The sequence below is a fragment of the Streptomyces sp. NPDC047043 genome, assembly GCF_040644055.1.
Classification (GTDB): Bacteria; Actinomycetota; Actinomycetes; order Streptomycetales; family Streptomycetaceae; genus Streptomyces.
Map to the genome: position 1 here is coordinate 81,635 of NZ_JBEYVO010000045.1, position 17,070 is coordinate 98,704.

16 protein-coding genes are annotated in these 17,070 nt (G+C 71.2%); 14 read left to right on the forward strand and 2 right to left on the reverse strand.

Going from position 1 to position 17,070, the window contains the following annotated elements:
• The first annotated feature begins 28 nt into the window (after positions 1 to 28).
• The 3 genes from ABZ880_RS47775 to ABZ880_RS47785 all read left to right on the forward strand — a co-directional run bounded on the left by ABZ880_RS47775 (position 29) and on the right by ABZ880_RS47785 (position 3,600).
• A complete protein-coding gene (locus tag ABZ880_RS47775) occupies positions 29 to 802 on the forward strand; it encodes an ATP-binding cassette domain-containing protein (RefSeq protein WP_361277324.1) in 774 nt (257 codons plus the stop codon).
• Between the two features lie 5 nt (positions 803 to 807).
• Positions 808 to 2,079 (forward strand): sugar ABC transporter permease, encoded by a 1,272-nt coding sequence (locus ABZ880_RS47780; protein ID WP_361277325.1) that lies wholly within the window; start codon positions 808 to 810, stop codon positions 2,077 to 2,079.
• 249 nt (positions 2,080 to 2,328) lie between these two features.
• Positions 2,329 to 3,600, forward strand: coding sequence for an MFS transporter (locus tag ABZ880_RS47785; protein ID WP_361277326.1), 1,272 nt, complete (start codon positions 2,329 to 2,331; stop codon positions 3,598 to 3,600).
• 84 nt (positions 3,601 to 3,684) lie between these two features.
• Here ABZ880_RS47785 and ABZ880_RS47790 read toward each other — a convergent pair whose 3' ends face one another.
• The gene (locus ABZ880_RS47790) at positions 3,685 to 4,599 is read right to left on the reverse strand and encodes a LysR family transcriptional regulator (protein WP_361277327.1); all 915 of its coding nucleotides are present in this window, start codon (positions 4,597 to 4,599) and stop codon (positions 3,685 to 3,687) included.
• Between the two features lie 122 nt (positions 4,600 to 4,721).
• Here ABZ880_RS47790 and ABZ880_RS47795 point away from each other — a divergent pair, with 122 nt between their 5' ends.
• The 9 genes from ABZ880_RS47795 (at position 4,722) to ABZ880_RS47835 (ending at position 13,020) form a co-directional block, all read left to right on the forward strand.
• Positions 4,722 to 5,705, forward strand: a complete 984-nt coding sequence (locus ABZ880_RS47795; RefSeq protein ID WP_361277328.1) for a fumarylacetoacetate hydrolase family protein — start codon at positions 4,722 to 4,724, stop codon at positions 5,703 to 5,705.
• Positions 5,702 to 6,664, forward strand: a complete 963-nt coding sequence (locus ABZ880_RS47800; protein WP_361277329.1) for a cyclase family protein — start codon at positions 5,702 to 5,704, stop codon at positions 6,662 to 6,664. The genes ABZ880_RS47795 and ABZ880_RS47800 overlap by 4 nt, the downstream gene beginning before the upstream one ends.
• A gap of 163 nt (positions 6,665 to 6,827) precedes the next feature.
• A complete protein-coding gene (locus ABZ880_RS47805) occupies positions 6,828 to 7,964 on the forward strand; it encodes an FAD-dependent oxidoreductase (protein WP_361277330.1) in 1,137 nt (378 codons plus the stop codon).
• Complete coding sequence (locus ABZ880_RS47810; RefSeq protein ID WP_361277331.1) at positions 7,961 to 8,986, forward strand: amidohydrolase family protein; 1,026 nt, start codon at positions 7,961 to 7,963, stop codon at positions 8,984 to 8,986. Before ABZ880_RS47805 ends, ABZ880_RS47810 begins: the two co-directional genes overlap by 4 nt.
• Positions 8,983 to 9,921 (forward strand): VOC family protein, encoded by a 939-nt coding sequence (locus tag ABZ880_RS47815; protein ID WP_361277332.1) that lies wholly within the window; start codon positions 8,983 to 8,985, stop codon positions 9,919 to 9,921. The genes ABZ880_RS47810 and ABZ880_RS47815 overlap by 4 nt, the downstream gene beginning before the upstream one ends.
• Before the next feature lie 7 nt (positions 9,922 to 9,928).
• Positions 9,929 to 10,858 (forward strand): fumarylacetoacetate hydrolase family protein, encoded by a 930-nt coding sequence (locus ABZ880_RS47820; protein WP_361277333.1) that lies wholly within the window; start codon positions 9,929 to 9,931, stop codon positions 10,856 to 10,858.
• On the forward strand, positions 10,855 to 11,598 hold the full coding sequence (locus ABZ880_RS47825; protein ID WP_361277334.1) for an SDR family oxidoreductase: 744 nt from the start codon (positions 10,855 to 10,857) through the stop codon (positions 11,596 to 11,598). Before ABZ880_RS47820 ends, ABZ880_RS47825 begins: the two co-directional genes overlap by 4 nt.
• Positions 11,599 to 11,617: 19 nt before the next feature.
• A complete protein-coding gene (locus tag ABZ880_RS47830) occupies positions 11,618 to 12,373 on the forward strand; it encodes a CoA transferase subunit A (RefSeq protein WP_361277335.1) in 756 nt (251 codons plus the stop codon).
• Positions 12,374 to 12,384: 11 nt separating this feature from the next.
• Positions 12,385 to 13,020, forward strand: a complete 636-nt coding sequence (locus tag ABZ880_RS47835; RefSeq protein ID WP_361277342.1) for a CoA transferase subunit B — start codon at positions 12,385 to 12,387, stop codon at positions 13,018 to 13,020.
• A gap of 120 nt (positions 13,021 to 13,140) precedes the next feature.
• Here the strand turns inward: ABZ880_RS47835 and ABZ880_RS47840 are convergent, their stop codons facing one another.
• Complete coding sequence (locus tag ABZ880_RS47840) at positions 13,141 to 14,853, reverse strand: IlvD/Edd family dehydratase (protein WP_361277336.1); 1,713 nt, start codon at positions 14,851 to 14,853, stop codon at positions 13,141 to 13,143.
• 50 nt (positions 14,854 to 14,903) lie between these two features.
• On the opposite strand from ABZ880_RS47840, the gene ABZ880_RS47845 reads away from it, so the two are divergent.
• Both ABZ880_RS47845 and ABZ880_RS47850 read left to right on the forward strand, forming a co-directional pair.
• The gene (locus tag ABZ880_RS47845) at positions 14,904 to 15,728 is read left to right on the forward strand and encodes an IclR family transcriptional regulator (protein WP_361277337.1); all 825 of its coding nucleotides are present in this window, start codon (positions 14,904 to 14,906) and stop codon (positions 15,726 to 15,728) included.
• 71 nt (positions 15,729 to 15,799) lie between these two features.
• Positions 15,800 to 16,816 carry an alcohol dehydrogenase catalytic domain-containing protein gene (locus ABZ880_RS47850; RefSeq protein ID WP_361277338.1) on the forward strand — a complete coding sequence of 339 codons (1,017 nt, stop codon included), beginning with the start codon at positions 15,800 to 15,802 and terminating at the stop codon, positions 16,814 to 16,816.
• Positions 16,817 to 17,070 lie beyond the last annotated feature (254 nt).

Consider the following 17,070-nt stretch of genomic DNA (forward strand, 5'->3'; position numbering starts at 1 on the left):
GCTCCCACCCCGGGAAGGAGATGATGTCGTGTCGGCTCCCCCCTTGCTGGCGCTGCGCGGCGTGTGCAGGCGCTTCGGTGTCGTCGAGGTCCTCCGGGACGTGGACCTGGAGATCCATGCCGGCCAGGTCGTCGCCCTCCTCGGCGACAACGGGGCCGGCAAGTCCACCCTCGTCAAGGTGATCTCCGGCGTCGCGCCCGCGGACAAGGGCGTCATCGAGTGGGAGGGCCGCCCGGTCCACATCAGACGCCCGCACGACGCCCGGGACCTCGGCATCGCCACCGTCTACCAGGACCTCGCGCTGTGCGGGAACCTCGACGTCGTCGGCAATCTCTTCCTCGGCCGGGAGATCCGCAGGTTCGGCTTCCTCGACGAGATGGAGATGGAGAGCCGCACCATCGACCTGCTGAAACGCCTGACCCGGACCATCCCAGATCTGCGCGCCCCGGTCGTCTCGCTGTCCAGCGGCCAGCGACAGGCGGTGGCCATCGCCCGCTCGCTGCTCGGCGAGCCCCGGGTGCTCCTCCTGGACGAGCCGACCGCGGCGCTGGGCTTCGAGCAGACCACCGAGGTCCTCGATCTCGTCGACGCGCTGCGCGACCGCGGCATGGGAGTGCTGCTCATCAGCCACAACATGGGAGACGTGAAGGCGCTCGCGGACCGGGCCGCCGTGCTGCGGCTCGGCCGCAACAACGGCTTCTTCAACGTGAACACCGCTTCCCAGGAACAGATCATCTCCTCCATCACCGGCGCCACGGAGAACGTGCCGCGCCGGACGGCCGCCCATGACGCGGGCTGGTGAAAGGGATGCGTCGCATGGAGGACAACAGGCGGACCGAACCCGACCCGCTGCTCGCCGAGACCCGCCGGCCGCCCCTCCGGCATGTCCTCGCCCACGCCCTGAAGGGCCGAGTCGCCTTCGTCCGGCGCAGACTGCGCGCCGGCGAACTGGGATCGCTCCCCGTGGTCCTCGTCCTCGCCACGGTGTGGATCATCTTCCAGTCCCTCAACGAGAACTTCCTCTCGCCGCGGAACCTGTCCAACCTCAGCGTGGACATCGTGGGCACCGGACTGATCGCCGTCGGCATCGTCTTCGTGCTGCTGATCGGCGAACTCGACCTGTCGGTCGGCTCGATCAGCGGTCTGGCGGCGGCCGTCTTCGCCGTGCTGAACGTGAACAACGGCGTACCGGAATGGCTCGCCCTGATCGTCGCGGTGCTGACGGGCACCGTGACGGGTGCCGTCCAGGGCTTCTCCTGTGCCAAGACCCGGGTGCCGGCGTTCGTCGTCACGCTCGCGGGGCTGCTCACCTGGAACGGCCTCATGCTCTACATCCTCGGCACCAGCGGCACGATCAACCTCGACGAGAACGGCTTCCTCGCCGACCTGACCAGCTACTACTTCACCACCGACGCCGTCGCCTACGGACTGGCGGCGCTCGCCTGCGGCTCGGTCTTCCTCGCGTCGTACCTGGACCGGCGCCGCCGCACGGCAGCCGGCATGCCGCACCGCTCGCTCCGCGAGATCGGGGTGCGCACGGGGGCGCTCGCGGTCGTCGCGTTCACGACGGCCTATCTCCTCAACCGCTTCCAGGGGCTGCCGCTCGCCCTGCTGATCTTCCTCGTGGTGGTGGCCGGCCTCGACATCCTGCTCCGCCGTACGCACTACGGACGGCAGGTCTACGCCCTCGGCGGCGGCGTCGAGGCGGCCCGCCGCGCCAGCCTCAACGTGACCGGGATCCAGACCGCGGTACTCGCCGTCTCCGGCACCATGGCCGCGGTCGGCGGCCTGTTCCTGGCCTCGCGCATCGCCTCCGTCAGCCAGAGTTCGGGCTCGGGCGTCCTGCTCCTCAACGCCGTCGCTGCGGCCGTCATCGGCGGCACCAGCCTGTTCGGAGGACGCGGTACGACCTGGTCCGCGGTGCTCGGCATGCTGGTCATCCAGTCCATCGCCTCGGGCATGGCCATCACGGACACCCCCACCGCCATCCAGTTCGTCATCACCGGGGGCGTCCTGTTCGCCGCGGTGCTCATCGACGCGCTGGCGCGGCGCTCGCAGGAGGCGCACGGGCGGGCCTGAACGCCGACTCCCCGGCCTCCGCGTGCCCTTGGCCGCGGGGGCAGCTCATCCACGCCGTGGATGAGCCGGATACGGGATTCGGATCGCACAGAGGATGGCGGCCCGGCGCCCCACGACCCATAGTCGTCCCTACCCGCACGTCGCTGTCCGGACCAGCCGCCGACGTGCGGCCGTGTCCTCAGCATGCTGTGCGCCTCGGGCGCCCGTGAACGGCATGCCCGCTCCCGTACACCGTCCCCTGGAGTCGCCATGCCCGGTTCCGTTCCGCCGCCGTCCGCCATCGCGGTCGACGACGACGCCGCTCCGTCACCCGTGGCCGTCACGGGCCCCGCTCATCTGCTGCGCGTGACCCTGCTGATGGCAGGCAGCTGTCTGCCGATCCTGGGAGCGGTGCTCATCGCCCCGGTGCTGCCGAAGATGCAGGACCACTTCGCCTCGGTCCCGGGCGCCAAGGCGCTGGTGCCGCTCGCACTGACCGTTCCGGCGCTGGCGCTGGCACTCCTCGCACCGTTCGCGGGCGTGATCGTGGACCGGCTGGGCCGCAAGCGGCTGCTGATCGGGGCGACCCTGCTGTACGCCGTGTTCGGCACCGCCCCGCTGTGGCTGGAGTCGCTGGGCGCCATCATCGCCAGCCGAGCCCTGGTCGGGGTCACCGAGGCGGCGATCATGACGTGCTGCACCACGCTGATCGGGGACTACTACAGCGGCCGGCAGCGGGTGAAGTACCTCGCGCTGCAGACCATGTGTGCGTCCGCGTCGGCCACGGTGTTCTTCGTGCTCGGGGGTGCCGCCGGATCCGCCGGTTGGCGGGTGCCGTTCTTCGTGTACGCCGTGAGCCTGGTGCTGGCGCCGCTGATGGTGACCTCGCTGCCGAACCCGGCGACGCCCGCCGCCGCCGACAAGGCGCCGGTCGCCGAGGCCCGACGTGCGTTCCCCTGGCGGCAGCTGGCGGGCATCTGTGCCCTGACCTTCTTCGGGGCGATGGTCTTCTACACGGTGCCGGTCGAGATGTCGTACCTGCTCGACGACCTCGGGGTGGAGAACTCCGGTGTCATCGGTCTGGCCACCGCGATCGCCAGTGCGGCGACGGTGGCCGGGGCGATCACCTTCGCACGCCTCAAGCGGTCGCCCGAACCGATGCTGCCGACCGTCTTCGGGGTGTGCGCGGTCGGTTTCGGGGTGATGCTCCTCGCCGGGAACGCGCCGCTGCTGGTCGTGGGGGCGGTCGTGAACTGCGTGGGCACGGGGATGTTGCTGCCGGCGCTTCTCACCAGCGCGATGTCCCGGCTGGCGTTCGAGGACCGGGGCCGCGGGACGGGGCTGTGGATGGCGGCGTTCTTCGGCGGAGAGTTCGTCTGTCCCTTGGTGCTGCTCGGTGGGGAAGCGGCAGTGGGCAGTCTCGCCGGTGCGGTGGGGTTGCTGGGGTTGGCGGCGGTTGTCGTTGCAGGTGGGCTTTGGGCTGCTGCTCGGCGTCGGGTGGCAGCTGTTGACTCTCGGCCGCTGCCTGAGCAGTTGGCCTGACGACGGCGGCGGCTTTCAGGGGCGCGGGGAACTGCGCGACCAGCCACGACGGGGTCGCACCCGCATGACGGCCCGTCGTCGCACTCACAAGTCCGAACCCGTAAGAGAAGCCCCCACCTCCGCCGCCTTCTGCCGCAGCCAGATGTGCGCCGCATCCTGCGCATGCACCGGATGCCACCACATCGCCTCCTGCACCGGTACCGCCTCGAAGGGGCACGGCAGGACGCGCACCGCGGCGGCGCGGACCGCTCTTCGGGCCAGGTGCTCCTGGATCATCGCGACCCGGCGGGTGCCCTCGACCATGTGGGGCAGCAGCTGGAAGGTCTGCACCGAGACCTCGACCCGGGGGCTGATGCCGAGCATGCTCAGCTGGCGGGCGGCCGGGGCGTCGTAAGGGCGCTGGTACACGGCCCAGGGCAGGCGGGCCAGGTGGTCGAGGGTGAGGGTGTCACCCACCTCGGGGTGGTCGTCGGCGACCATGCAGAGCCAGCGGTCGCTGAAGAGGTCGACCGCGGGGAAGCCGTCGATGACGCCGTGCGGCATCAGCAGCCCGTCGACGGTGCTCAGCAGGGCGGCGGTGTTGTCCTCGATGGACGGCGCCGGGTGCCGGAAACTGAGCCGGATGCCGGGGGCCTCCTCGTGCAGGGCGCGGGCGAGCGCGGAGCCGAACACGGCCGCGCCGTAGTCGGAGGCGAGCAGGGTGAACTCCCGTGTCTCCGCGGCCGGATCGAAGTCGGGCTGGCTGGCGAAGACCCGCTCCAGCAGGTCGCACGCGGTGGCGCTGCGGTCCCGCAGCGCGATACCCAGCGGGGTGAGCTCGTAGCTGTTGCCCGTGCGGGCGAGCAATTCGTCGTCGAAATGGCGGCGCAGCCGGGACAGTGCCGCGCTCATCGCGGGCTGGCTCAGCCCGACGCGCTCGCCGGCCCGGGTCACGTTGCGCTCCTCCAGCAGCGCGCGCAGGGCCACGACCAGGTTGAGGTCGAGTCGGGACAGGTTCACCGGGCACCACCAATGCACACCAAGGGTTATCCACGCCATGGATCGCGCGCATCCACAGGATTGATTTCCGTGATTGGCCGATCGGGGTCAGAGTAGACCGCATCCCAGCAGGAGGACATCTCATGGCAACACTCGTGCAACCTGCCGGCCCCTTCGCGCTCGGCACGTTCTCGCTTCCGGACGCAGAGCCGTTCCCCGGTCTCCTGGCGAAGGGCCGGGTTCTCGACCTGGCCAGGACCCTGGCCTGGGCACCGTGCGGTCTGCGCGCCGTGGTGGAGCGCTGGGCGGAGGCCCTGCCGGTGCTGCACGTCCTGGCCGGCGAGGACGCCCTGGACTGGCGGCCGCTGGAGGAGCTGCGGGTGCACGCCCCGCTGGAGCCGCGCCAGATCTTCCAGTCCGGCGCCAACTACCGGCAGCACGTGATCGACCTGGAGGTCGCCCACCGCTCCCCCGACGACCCGCGCACCGTCGAGGAGGCCCGCGCGGAGATCGCCGAGGTCATGGACCGCCGGGCCGCCGAGGACCTGCCCTACGTGTTCATCGGCCTGCCCAGCACCGTCGCCGGACCGTACGAGAACGTCGTACTGCCCGAATGGGCCGAACAGCCGGACTGGGAGCTGGAGTTGGCTGCCGTCATCGCCAAGCCGGCCTACCGGGTGTCCGTCGAGGAGGCCCTGGAGTACGTCGCCGGGTACACGATCGCCAACGACCTCACCGATCGCGCCACCGTCTTCCGGCGGGACATGAAGGCCATCGGCACCGACTGGTTGCGTTGCAAGAACGCCCCCGGCTTCACCCCGCTGGGCCCGTGGCTCGTCCCGGCCGAGTCGATCGCCGACCCCGGCGATCTGCGGGTCACGCTCAAGCTCAACGGCGAGACCATGCAGGACGAGTCCACCAAGGACATGCTGTTCGGGGTCGCGCGTCTGGTGTCGTACATCTCCCAAACCGCCAGGCTCCTGCCCGGCGACCTGGTGCTGACCGGCAGCCCGGCCGGCAACGGCCTTCACTGGGGTCGGCTGCTGCGCGACGGAGACGTCATGGAGGGGTCCATCACCGGGCTGGGCATGCAGCGCACCCGATGTGTGGCGGAGGCGTCGGCATGAGCCCGGACCGCCACGACCCCGAGGGCGCGATCGCCGAGGCCGCCAAGTCCTTCTCCAACTGGGGGCGTTGGGGCGAGGACGACGTGCTCGGCACGCTGAACTTCCTCGACGAGGCCAAGCGGCGCGAGGGCGCCGCGCTGGTGCGGCGGGGTGTGAGTTTCTCGCTCTCGCAGCGGTTCGACATGAACGGGCCGCAGAAGGGCTGGCGCCGGCGCACCAACCCCGTGCACACGATGCTGGACACCGGGACCGACGCGGCACTGGGCAACCAGGGCTTCCCGCACGGCATCGGCGGCGCGGACGACGTGATCGCGATGCCGTTGCAGTGCTCCACGCAGTGGGACGGGCTCGGGCACATCTTCGACCACGGCAAGGCCTGGAACGGGCGGGCGGCCGAGAAGGTCGTCACCTCCGACGGCGACCTCGTCACCGGCATCGAGCACATGGCGCCGTACGTCGCCGGGCGCGGGGTGCTCCTCGACGTCGGCCAAGTGGTCGGCGAGGGCGGCGAGTTGCCCGACGGCTTCGCCATCACCGAGGAGCATCTGACCGCGACCGCCGAGGCCCACGGGGTCGGTGTCGGCCGCGGGGACATCGTCCTCGTGCGGACCGGGCACCTCACCCGCGCCAAGCGCGACGGCTGGGGCGACTACGCCGGCGGGCCCGCGCCGGGACTGTCGTTCACCACCGCCGGGTGGCTGCACGGCACCGAGATCGCCGCGATCGCCACCGACACCTGGGGGTTCGAGGTGCGGCCGAACGAGTTCGAGAACGCCTTCCAGCCGCTGCACCAGGTCGTCATCCCCAACGTGGGCCTGCTGATCGGCGAGATGTGGGACCTCGACGCACTCGCCGCGGACTGCGCGACCGACGGCGTGTACGAGTTCTGGCTGACCGCCGCGCCACTGCCCATCACCGGGGCCGTGGGCTCCCCGGTGAACCCCATCGCCGTCAAGTAACCGGCCCGGCCGACCCGTTCAGCCGCCGGATGCGCCCTTCCCCGGACAGCAGCGGCGCATCCGGCCCGCACCCCCGTCCCCACTCCTGGCCCGCACTCCCAGCGGGCGAGCCGCATCCCAGCCGCCCGAAGTCGCGCGGCCCGACCCCGGGAGGTATCCCGACATGGCTGACAACCTCACCCGTTCCGTCCTGGTCGTAGGCGGGGGCGCCTCCGGCAACGCCGTCAGCATCCTGCTGCGTCGCGCCGGCATCGCCGTCGATCTGATCGAGGCCAGACCCGACTGGAACGCCACCACCGGCTCCGGCATCACCCTCCAGGGCAACGCCCTGCGGGTCCTGCGCGAGCTGGGCGTGTGGGAACAGGTGGAAGCCTCCGGATACCCCTTCGGCTCGCTGGGTGTGACCGGCCCCGACGGCACCGTCCTGTTCGTCGCCGAGGACATCCAGACCGGCGGCCCGGACCTGCCCGCCACCCTCGGCATGCAGCGCCCCCGGCTGCAGCAGATCCTCATCGACGCGGTCCGCGCCTGCGGCGCCGGCGTTCGCCTCGGCACCACCGTCGAGGCTCTGGAGCAGGACGCCCACGGTGTCTCGGTGCGCTTCAGCGACGGCAGCGAAGGCCGCTACGACCTGGTGATCGGCGCCGACGGGCTGAACTCCGCCACCCGCGCCGCGATCGGCATCTCCGACAAACCCGAGCCCACCGGCATGGCCATCTGGCGGATCGCCGCCCCACGGCCCCAGAGCGTGACGCGCACCGACCTCGCCTACGGCGGCCCGGCCTACATCGCCGGCTACTGCCCCACCAGCGAGAGCACCATCTACGCCTACGTCGTCGAAGGGTGCCGCGACCGCGCCTCGATCGACCCGGCCACGTACGCCGACGAGATGCGCCGCCTGGCACAGGGCTACGGCGGCGTCTGGCCGGAGATCACCGAGCACATCACCGATCCGAAGAAGGTCAACTACACCTGGTTCGACCGCCTGTTGGTCGAGGGCTCCTGGCACCGGGGCCGGGTCGTGCTCATCGGCGACGCCGTCCACTGCTGCCCGCCCACCATGGCCCAGGGCGCGGCGATGTCCCTGGAGGACGCCCTGGTCCTCGCCGAGCTGCTCACCGGCGGACGGGCCTGGGACGACGAGCTGCTCCAGGCCTTCCACCACCGCCGGATCCCCCGGGTGCGCACGGTTGTCGAGGCGTCCGTGCAGATCGGCCAATGGCAGCTGGACGGGGTGCGCGACGCCGACATCGCCGGGCTGGTCGGCCGCACCATGAACCTCCTCAAGGAGCACCCGTGACCGAGCCCGCGTCGATACCGACCATCGACGTCCACGCCCACCTCCTGCTGCCCGAGGTCGAGGAGGCCGTCGCCGGTCACCCCGGCCTCGCCGAGGCCCGCGCCCTCGACGCCCGACGCAACGGTCCGGCGGCCCTGGCCGTCAACGGTCCGATGGTCGGCGCGCGCGTGCCGAGGCTGACGGATGCCGCCGTGCGCCTGGCGGCGATGGACGGGCAGTGCGTGGACCTCCAGCTGATCAGCCCGTCCCCGTCGCACTACCACTACTGGGCGGGACCCCAACTGGCCGAGCAGGTGTGCCGGTTGGCCAACGAGGGCACCGCCGCGCACTGCGCGAAGGCACCCGACCGGCTGCACGGCCTCGGCCTGGTTCCCCTCCAACACCCCGAGCTCGCCGTGGAGTTGCTCGACCACGCGCTGGACCAAGGGCTGAAGGGTGTCGAGATCTCCTCGCACGCGCCCGGCCGCGAGCTGTCGGATCCGGCGTACGAACCCTTCTGGTCCCGGGCGGAGGAGAGCGGCGCGCTGGTCTTCCTGCACCCGTTCGGCTGCACGCTCGACGAGCGCCTGGACCGCTGGTACCTGTCCAACACCGTGGGCCAGCCCACCGAGAACGCGGTCGCGCTCTCCCAACTGATCTTCTCCGGGGTCCTGGACCGCCATCCGGGCCTGAAGCTGATCGCGGCACACGGCGGCGGCTATCTGCCCACCCACCTCGGCCGCTCCGACCACGCCTGGCGGGTCCGCCCCGACGCGCAGAGCTGCTCACGGGAGCCGAGCAGCTATCTGCAGCAGCTGTACTTCGACTCCCTGGTCCACGACCCGCACGTACTACGGGAGTTGCTGCGAGCCGCGGGCCCGGGCCGGGTGCTGCTCGGCTCCGACTTCCCCTTCGACATGGGCACCGAGGACCCACTGGCCGCACTGCGCGCCGCGGACCTGCCCCACGACGACTTCCACGCGGTGCGGGGCGGCAACGCCGCCGCCCTGCTCAACCTCGCCCGAGGAGGAACCCCCCGATGAGCAACCGCCTGCTCACGCACCTTCGGCACGTCGACCTCGCCGTGCCCGACTACGACAAGCAGCTCGACTTCTACGCCGGCGTCTGGGGCCTGACCAAGGTCGCCGAGGACTCCGGCATCTCCTTCCTCGCCGCCGAGGGCAGCCCCGAGCAGTACGTCGTACGGCTGCGCAAGGCCGACGAGAAGCGGCTGGACCTGGTCTCCTACGGTGCCGCTTCGGCGGCCGACGTGGACACGCTCGCCGAGCAACTCCTTGCCGGGGGCGTGCAGTTGGTCTCCCAGCCGGGCAAGGTCGACACCCCCGGCGGCGGTTACGGCTTCCGTTTCTTCGACGTCGACGGGCGCACCGTCGAGGTGTCGGCGGACGTCGAGGTCAGGCAGCACCGCAAGATCGAGGAGAAGGAGTCGATCCCGGTCAAGCTCTCGCACGTCGTCCTCAACTCGCCGGACCTCGACAGGACCCGGGAGTGGTACGAGCGTCACCTCGGCTTCCGCCTGTCCGACACGCTCGGTCATCCGCACATCGGCGACGTCATGCACTTCATGCGGATCAGCAACCAGCACCACTCCATGGCCATCGCCCGCGGACCGCACACCTCGCTGCACCACGTCTCCTTCGAGATGCGCGGCATCGACGAGTACATGCGCGGCTCCGGCCGGGTGATGCGGGCCGGCTTCCGGAAGATCTGGGGGCCGGGCCGGCACATGGCGGGCGACAACACCTTCACCTACTTCCTCGACCCGCACGGCAACACCGTCGAGTACACAACGGAGTTGGAGCTCCTCGACGAGGACACCTGGCACCCGCACGTGTACGACTTCTCCGAGCCCGAGGTCACCGACCAGTGGGGCACCGCCAACCCCATGAACGAACTGGTCACCAAGGAGTCCTTCAACGACCCCGACCGCGGCTGCTTCGTCGCACCGCCGGTGTGAGGTCCCCGTGCGCATAGCCACCTACCTTCATGAAGGTCGCCGTCGGTGCGGTGTCGTCGAGGACGCCGTCGTACGCCACCTGCCCGACGGCGCTTCTCCGGTCGAGGCCGCGTTCGGAACGAGTCCCGAGGGGGCTGCCGTTCCGCTGGCCGACGTACGTCTGCTGCCGCCGCTCCAGCCGCCGACCATCCGTGACTTCGTCACCTTCGAGGAGCACGTCGAAGGCGTACGGCGCTCGATCGACGGTTCCAGCGGAGTACCGCAGGCCTGGTACGACGCCCCCACCTTCTACTTCACCAACCCGTACGCGGTCATCGGCCCGTATGACGTCGTGCCCGTGCCCCCGGGTTCGGGGATGCTGGACTTCGAGCTGGAGGTCGCCGCCGTCATCGGCCGGGAAGGGCGGGACCTCAGCCCCGAGCAGGCCCGCGACCACATCGTCGGCTACACCATCCTCAACGACTGGTCCGCGCGCGATCTCCAGTCCCGCGAGATGCAGGTCGGCCTCGGCCCCTGCAAGGGCAAGGACACCGCCGCCACCCTCGGCCCGTACCTGGTCACCGCCGACGAGCTGGAGAAGTACCGTGACGCGGACGGCTTCCTGCGGCTCGGGCTCACCGCCGAGGTGAACGGCGAGGTCGTCGGCAAGGACCTGCTGTCCAACATGAGCTGGACCTTCGAGGAGATGGTCGCCTACGCCTCCCGCGGCACCGTCGTCCGCCCCGGCGACGTGCTGGGTTCGGGGACCTGCGGCAACGGCGGTTGTCTGGCGGAGCTTTGGGGCCTACGAGGGGAACAGTCGCCGCGGCCGCTGCGGCCCGGCGACACGGTCACCCTCACCGTGGAGGGAATCGGCACGGTCTCCAACACCGTGATCGCGGGCGCCGATCCGGTGCCCGTGCCGGCCGCCCGGCGCCGCACCCGGGAGCGACCGTGACCGACCTCGGACCCAAGTGGCTCCTCGGCAAGGTCGTGGTCGTCACCGGTGCGGCCGGCGGCCAGGGCGCCGCCGAGGCCGAGGCGCTGACCCGCGAGGGCGCCCGCGTCATCGCCACCGACGTGACGCAGGCGCCCGGTTGCCGCCGCCTCGACGTCACCAGTGAGAAGGAGTGGGCGCAACTCGCCGCCGAACTGCGTGAGACCTACGGGCAGGTGCACGGCCTGGTCAACAACGCGGGCATCACCTGGCGTGCCCGCCTCGACGACGTGCGCCCCGAGGACCTGGCCCGGGTCCACGCGGTCAATGTCACCGGCCCGTTGCTGGGCATCCAGCACCTCACCCCGCTGATGCCGGCAGGCTCCTCCATCGTCAATGTCGGCTCCACCGCCGCGCTCACCGGCCACTATCCGGTCGCGTACACGGCGAGCAAGTGGGCGCTGCGGGGCCTGTCGAAGGCGGCCGCCCTGGAACTCGGCCCGCGTGGCATCCGGGTCAACACCATCCACCCGGGTTTCATCGAAACCGCCATGACCGCCTCGGCCGCCCCCGCCTTCCGTGAGGCGAACATCCGCGAGACGCCGCTGGGCCGCACCGGAAGAGTCGACGAGATCACTCCCCTCGTCGTCTTTCTCCTCTCCGACGAGGCGTCCTTCATCACCGGCGCCGAGATCCCGGTCGACGGCGGCCTCACCGCGCACGGCGGCACCAAGTCGATCTCGGACGCCGTACGCCCGTAGCACCAGCAGAAAGGCCCCCATGGACAAGGTCCACCCGAGCGCCGCCGAGGCGGTCGCCGACATTCCCGACGGTGCGTCGCTGGCCGTCGGCGGCTTCGGACTCAGCGGCATTCCCGAAGTGCTCATCCGGGCCCTCCATGCCCAGGGCGCCACGGCCCTGGAGGTCGTCTCGAACAACTGCGGTGTGGACGGGCACGGGTTGGGAGTCCTGCTGACCGCCGGCCGGATCGCCCGTGTGACGGGCTCGTACGTCGGCGAGAACAAGGAGTTCGCCCGCCAGTACCTCTCCGGCGAACTGGAGGTGGAGCTGGTACCGCAGGGCACGCTGGCCGAGCGGCTGCGTGCGGGCGGCGCCGGCATCCCCGCCTTCTACACCCCGGCGGGAGTGGGCACCCAGGTGGCGAACGGCGGCCTGCCCTGGCGTTACGCCACCGACGGATCGGTCGCCCTCGCCTCCCCGCCCAAGGAGATCCGCACCTTCCAGGGCCGCCGCCACGTCCTGGAACACGGCATCACCACCGACTTCGCCCTCATACGGGCCTGGCGCGGCGACCGTCACGGGAACCTGGTCTTTCGCAAGTCGGCGGCCAACTTCAACCCGCTTGCCGCGATGGCAGGCCGCATCACCGTCGCCGAGGTCGAACAGCTCGTGGAACCCGGCGAGTTGAGCCCGGACGAGATCCATCTGCCGGGCGTCTTCGTCCAGCGGGTCCTGCCTCTCACGCCAACTCAGGGCATGCACAAGCACATTGAGAAGAGGACCGTACGAGCATGATTACGCCGCCCATGGGCTGGACCCGCGACCGGATGGCCGCCCGTGCCGCCGCCGAACTCGCCGACGGCTCCTACGTCAATCTCGGCATCGGCCTGCCCACCCTGATCCCCGGCCACCTCCCGCCCGGCGTACAGGTGGTCCTGCACTCGGAGAACGGCATCCTCGGCACCGGCCCGTATCCGACGGAGGACGAGGTCGACCCGGATCTGATCAACGCGGGCAAGGAGACGGTGACCGTCCTGCCGGGCGCGTCCTTCTTCGACTCGGCGCTGTCCTTCGGGATGATCCGCGGCGGTCACATCGACACCGCGGTGCTCGGCGCCATGCAGGTGTCCGCCGCCGGCGACCTGGCCAACTGGATGATCCCCGGCAAGATGGTCAAGGGCATGGGCGGTGCGATGGACCTGGTGCACGGCGCCCGCCGGGTCGTCGTGCTGATGGAGCACACCGCGAAGGACGGCAGCCCGAAGATCGTCAAGGAATGCACGCTTCCGCTCACCGGCGAACGGTGCGTCGACCGGATCATCACCGACCTCGGCGTCCTCGACGTCACCCCGGAGGGCCTCGCACTCGTGGAGTGCGCACCGGGCGTGACCGCCGAGGACATCGCCGACCGTACGGAGGCGCCGCTGATCCGCAGGCCGTGACACCCGCAGCCGGCGGCGAGGGGTCAGTCGTGACCCCGGTCGAACGGCCACCGTTCGGCGCTGCAGGGGCGTGGCCGATCAGCCGGAAGGCCGACCGGCCCCGGCCCTTTCAGCCGATGGTCAGTGCGATTCGCGGGTCACCTCGGATCCGCTGGAGCCGACGAGGAAGTCCAGGTCGGCGCCGGTGTCGGCCTGCAGGACGTGGTCCACGTAGAGGCGTTCCCAGCCGCGGCGGGGGTTGGCGAAGCCGGTGACGGTTGCCTCACCGGGGGTTCTGCGGGCGAGTTCGCCGGCGGGCACATCGACCTCGATACGGCGGGCTTCGACATCGAGGCTGATGACGTCTCCGGTGCGGACGAGCGCGAGCGGGCCGCCGGCCGCGGCCTCCGGGGCCACGTGCAGGACCACCGTGCCGTAGGCGGTGCCGCTCATGCGGCCGTCGCAGACACGGACCATGTCGCGGACGCCCTGTTCGAGCAGCTTCTTCGGCAGCGGCATGTTGGAGACCTCGGGCATGCCCGGGTAGCCCTTGGGGCCGCAGCCGCGCAGGACGAGCACCGAGTCGGCGTCGACATCGAGTTCGGGGTCGTCGATACGGGCGTGGAAGTCCTCGATGGAGTCGAAGACCACCGCCCGGCCGCGGTGCTTGAGGAGATGAGAGGACGCGGCGGCGGGTTTGATCAGCGCGCCGTCGGGGGCGAGGTTGCCGCGCAGGACGGCGATGCCGCCCTCGGCGACCAGCGGCTTGTCTCGTGTGCGGATGACCTCGCCGTCCCAGATCGGGGCGTCGTCGAGGTCGTCGACCAGCGGCCGGCCGGTGACCGTCAGCACGTCCGGGTCGAGCAGGTCGCGGACCTCGCGAAGCACCGCGAGCAGGCCTCCGGCGCGATGGAGGTCCTCCATCAGGAAGCGGCCGGCCGGCTGCAGGTCCACCAGGACCGGCACACGCGAGCCGATGCGGTCGAAGTCGTCGAGTGTGAGGTCGATGCCCAACCGGCCCGCGATCGCCAGGAGATGGACGACCGCGTTGGTCGAGCCGCCGATCGCCGCCAGCGCCACGATCGCGTTGCGGAAGGAGGCCTTCGTGAGGAAGGTCGCCGGCCGGCGGTCGGCGCCCACCATGTCCACCGCCAGCCGGCCGGTGTGCTGCGCGGCCTCCAGCAGCCGGCTGTCCGGGGCCGGGGTCCCGGCCGTACCAGGGACGACCGTGCCCAGCGCCTCGGCCACGAGGGCCATCGTGGAGGCGGTGCCCATGGTGTTGCAGTGCCCGCGGCTGCGGATCATCGCCGACTCGGAGCGGGTGAACTGCTCCTGGGAGAGCGTGCCGGCCCGGACCTCCTCCGACAGCCGCCACACATCGGTGCCGCAGCCCAGCGGTGTGCCGCGGAAGGTCCCGGTGAGCATCGGGCCGCCGGGCACGACGACCGCGGGCAGGTCCACCGAGGCGGCGGCCATGAGCAGCGACGGGATCGTCTTGTCGCAGCCGCCGAGCAGGACGACGCCGTCGACGGGGTTGGCCCGCAGCATCTCCTCCGTGGCCATCGCCGCCATGTTGCGCCAGAGCATGGCGGTGGGCCGCACGTTCGTCTCGCCGAGCGACACCACGGGCAGGTCCAGCGGGATCCCGCCCGCCTCGTACACACCGTTGCGCACCGAGGCCGCGACCTCGTCCAGATGCGCGTTGCAGGGGGTCAGGTCGGACGCGGTGTTGGCGATGGCGATCTGCGGCCGTCCCGCGAAGGCGTCGCCGGGCACGCCCCGTCGCATCCACGCCCGGTGGATGTAGGCGTTGCGGTCCTGACCCGCGTACCACTGGGCGCTGCGGAGCGTCATCCTCGAGCCCCTTCCGACAATCGGTACGGCGGTCTAGATTCTGGAATCCCATGAAGCATACGGAGACGTACGGCGGACCGACAGACCCCGGCGAGGACGGCCCAACCGGCGCCGGGGGCGGCCGGCTTGTGGGCTCGGACCGGGTGCTGGCGGTCCTCAAGGAGCTCGCGCGGTACCCCGACGGCGTGGGGCTGGAGGAGCTGACGCGTGTGATCGGCAGCCCCAAGACGACCGTGCACCGGGCCCTCGGTGCGCTGCGCCGGGCCGGTCTGGCCGACCAGGACACCCGCGGCCGCTATGTCCTCGGGGACGAGTTCCTGCGTATGGCCTTCGCACATCATGAGGCGCGGCCCGACCACGTCCGGGTCCGTCCCGTCCTGGAGGCGCTGGCGCACCGTTTCGGCGAGACCGTGCACTACGCGGTCCTCGACGGCCATGAGGTCGTCTACCGCGCCAAGGTCGATCCGCCGACCGGCGCCGTCCGGCTGACGTCGGCGATCGGCGGGCGCAACCCCGCGCACAGCACGGCCGTCGGAAAGCTGCTGCTCGCACGGGAGTTGGGCTCTCTGGAGGAGACCGAGGCGTGGATCGGCGCCTTCCCGCTGGAGCGTCGTACGCCAAGGACCTTGTGCACGGCCGCCGACCTGCAGCGTGCGCTGGAGGTCACCCGCGAACGGGGCTTCGGGGCCGACGACCAGGAGAACGAGACCGGCGTCAACTGCCTTGCCCTGCCTGTGTACTTGACCTCTCCCTCGTCCCCTTCAGGAGCCGTGAGCGTCAGCGCGCTGGCTTATCGGACGCCCCTGCCGGCCCTGGTCGACGGGCTGGAGGAGTTCCGCGCCCTGCTCGGCCCTCTCGGCGAGCCGCACCACTGAGCCGCCGGCCGTACCGCCGATCCGCTGTGACCGCCCGTCCCCGCCGCCCCGTCCGGAGAAAGCAGCCTTTCATGCGCGCATTCGTACTGACCGCCCCCGGCGCGTACGAGGTCCAGGAGCTCCCGGCGCCGGTGGCCGGCCCCGGCGAGGTCGTCGTCGACGTCGAGCGGGTCGGTGTGTGCGGCACCGACGTGGAGTTCTTCACCGGCGAGATGGCCTATCTCCACCAGGGACACTCCGTCTACCCGATGCGGCCGGGCCACGAGTGGGCGGGCCGCGTGGCCGCGGTCGGCGAGGGCGTCGACCGCGGCCGGCTCGGCCGCCGGGTCATGGGCGACACGATGCTCGGCTGCGGCAGCTGCCGCCGCTGTCTGCGGGGCCACCAGCACGTGTGCGAGAGGCGGCAGGAGGTCGGCATCCGCGGGGCCCGCGCCGGTGCTCTGGCGGAGCAACTCGCGGTCCCCGCCTCCTCGTTGCACACGCTGCCCGAGTCCGTCGACGCCGTGCTCGGCGCGCTCGTGGAGCCGGGCGGCAACGCCCTGCGCGCGGCACGGGCCGCCGCGCCGCAGCCGGGCGACCGCGTCCTGGTCCTGGGCCCGGGGACGATCGGGCTGCTGGTCGCGATGTTCCTGCGCGCCGCCGGTGCGGAAGTCCACCTGATGGGCTGCACCGAGAACTCCCTCGCCTTCGCCCGGGGTCTGGGCTTCGACCATGTCTGGGCGGAGGAGTCCGTACCGGACCTCCCGTTCGACGCGGTCGTCGACGCCTCGAACGCCGCCCATCTGCCGGGCAGGGCCCTGGAGTTGGTCGAGCCGGGCGGCCGCATCGTGTGCATCGGGCTGGCGGGCGAGCCCAGCAGGATCGACACCCGGACGCTGGCCCTGAAGGACGTCACGGCAGTGGGCGTCCTGTCCGCCTCCCCCGGTCTCGACGCCACCATCCGCGCCTACGCCACCGGCTCGGTCGACCCCCGCCCGCTGGTCGCCGCCACGGTGAGCCTGGACGAGGTCGGCCCCGTACTCGCGGGCGAGCGACCGCCGGACGCCGGACCCGGGCCGAAGATCCACGTCGATCCCCGACGGGCTTGAGGCCCGGTCCGCGGACCTGAGACAACGCCTGGAAGCGGCGATAGCTGCCGGAGCGCGGACACTAGGAAACCTTGTCGATACGTCCTGACAAACCTATTGACATCACCACGGGGCCGTTTCATAGTACGAACACCTAGAGCGCGCTAGTAACGCGCTCTAGGTGAAGCAGGCGGTCCCCACCGATGACCGCTGCAGACCGCTCCCCCGCGCCGCCACACCCGGGTTTCCGCGCTGCCCACACGATCCGCCCGACC

Excerpts from the sequence above, each read along its gene's own strand:
- ABZ880_RS47780 (WP_361277325.1), top strand. The coding sequence starts at position 808 with ATGCGTCGCATGGAGGACAACAGGCGGACCGAACCCGACCCGCTGCTC.
- ABZ880_RS47785 (WP_361277326.1), top strand. The coding sequence starts at position 2,329 with ATGCCCGGTTCCGTTCCGCCGCCGTCCGCCATCGCGGTCGACGACGAC.
- ABZ880_RS47795 (WP_361277328.1), top strand. The coding sequence starts at position 4,722 with ATGGCAACACTCGTGCAACCTGCCGGCCCCTTCGCGCTCGGCACGTTC.
- ABZ880_RS47800 (WP_361277329.1), top strand. The coding sequence starts at position 5,702 with ATGAGCCCGGACCGCCACGACCCCGAGGGCGCGATCGCCGAGGCCGCC.
- ABZ880_RS47805 (WP_361277330.1), top strand. The coding sequence starts at position 6,828 with ATGGCTGACAACCTCACCCGTTCCGTCCTGGTCGTAGGCGGGGGCGCC.
- ABZ880_RS47815 (WP_361277332.1), top strand. The coding sequence starts at position 8,983 with ATGAGCAACCGCCTGCTCACGCACCTTCGGCACGTCGACCTCGCCGTG.
- ABZ880_RS47830 (WP_361277335.1), top strand. The coding sequence starts at position 11,618 with ATGGACAAGGTCCACCCGAGCGCCGCCGAGGCGGTCGCCGACATTCCC.
- ABZ880_RS47835 (WP_361277342.1), top strand. The coding sequence starts at position 12,385 with ATGGGCTGGACCCGCGACCGGATGGCCGCCCGTGCCGCCGCCGAACTC.
- ABZ880_RS47840 (WP_361277336.1), bottom strand. The coding sequence starts at position 14,853 with ATGACGCTCCGCAGCGCCCAGTGGTACGCGGGTCAGGACCGCAACGCC.
- ABZ880_RS47845 (WP_361277337.1), top strand. The coding sequence starts at position 14,904 with ATGAAGCATACGGAGACGTACGGCGGACCGACAGACCCCGGCGAGGAC.
- ABZ880_RS47850 (WP_361277338.1), top strand. The coding sequence starts at position 15,800 with ATGCGCGCATTCGTACTGACCGCCCCCGGCGCGTACGAGGTCCAGGAG.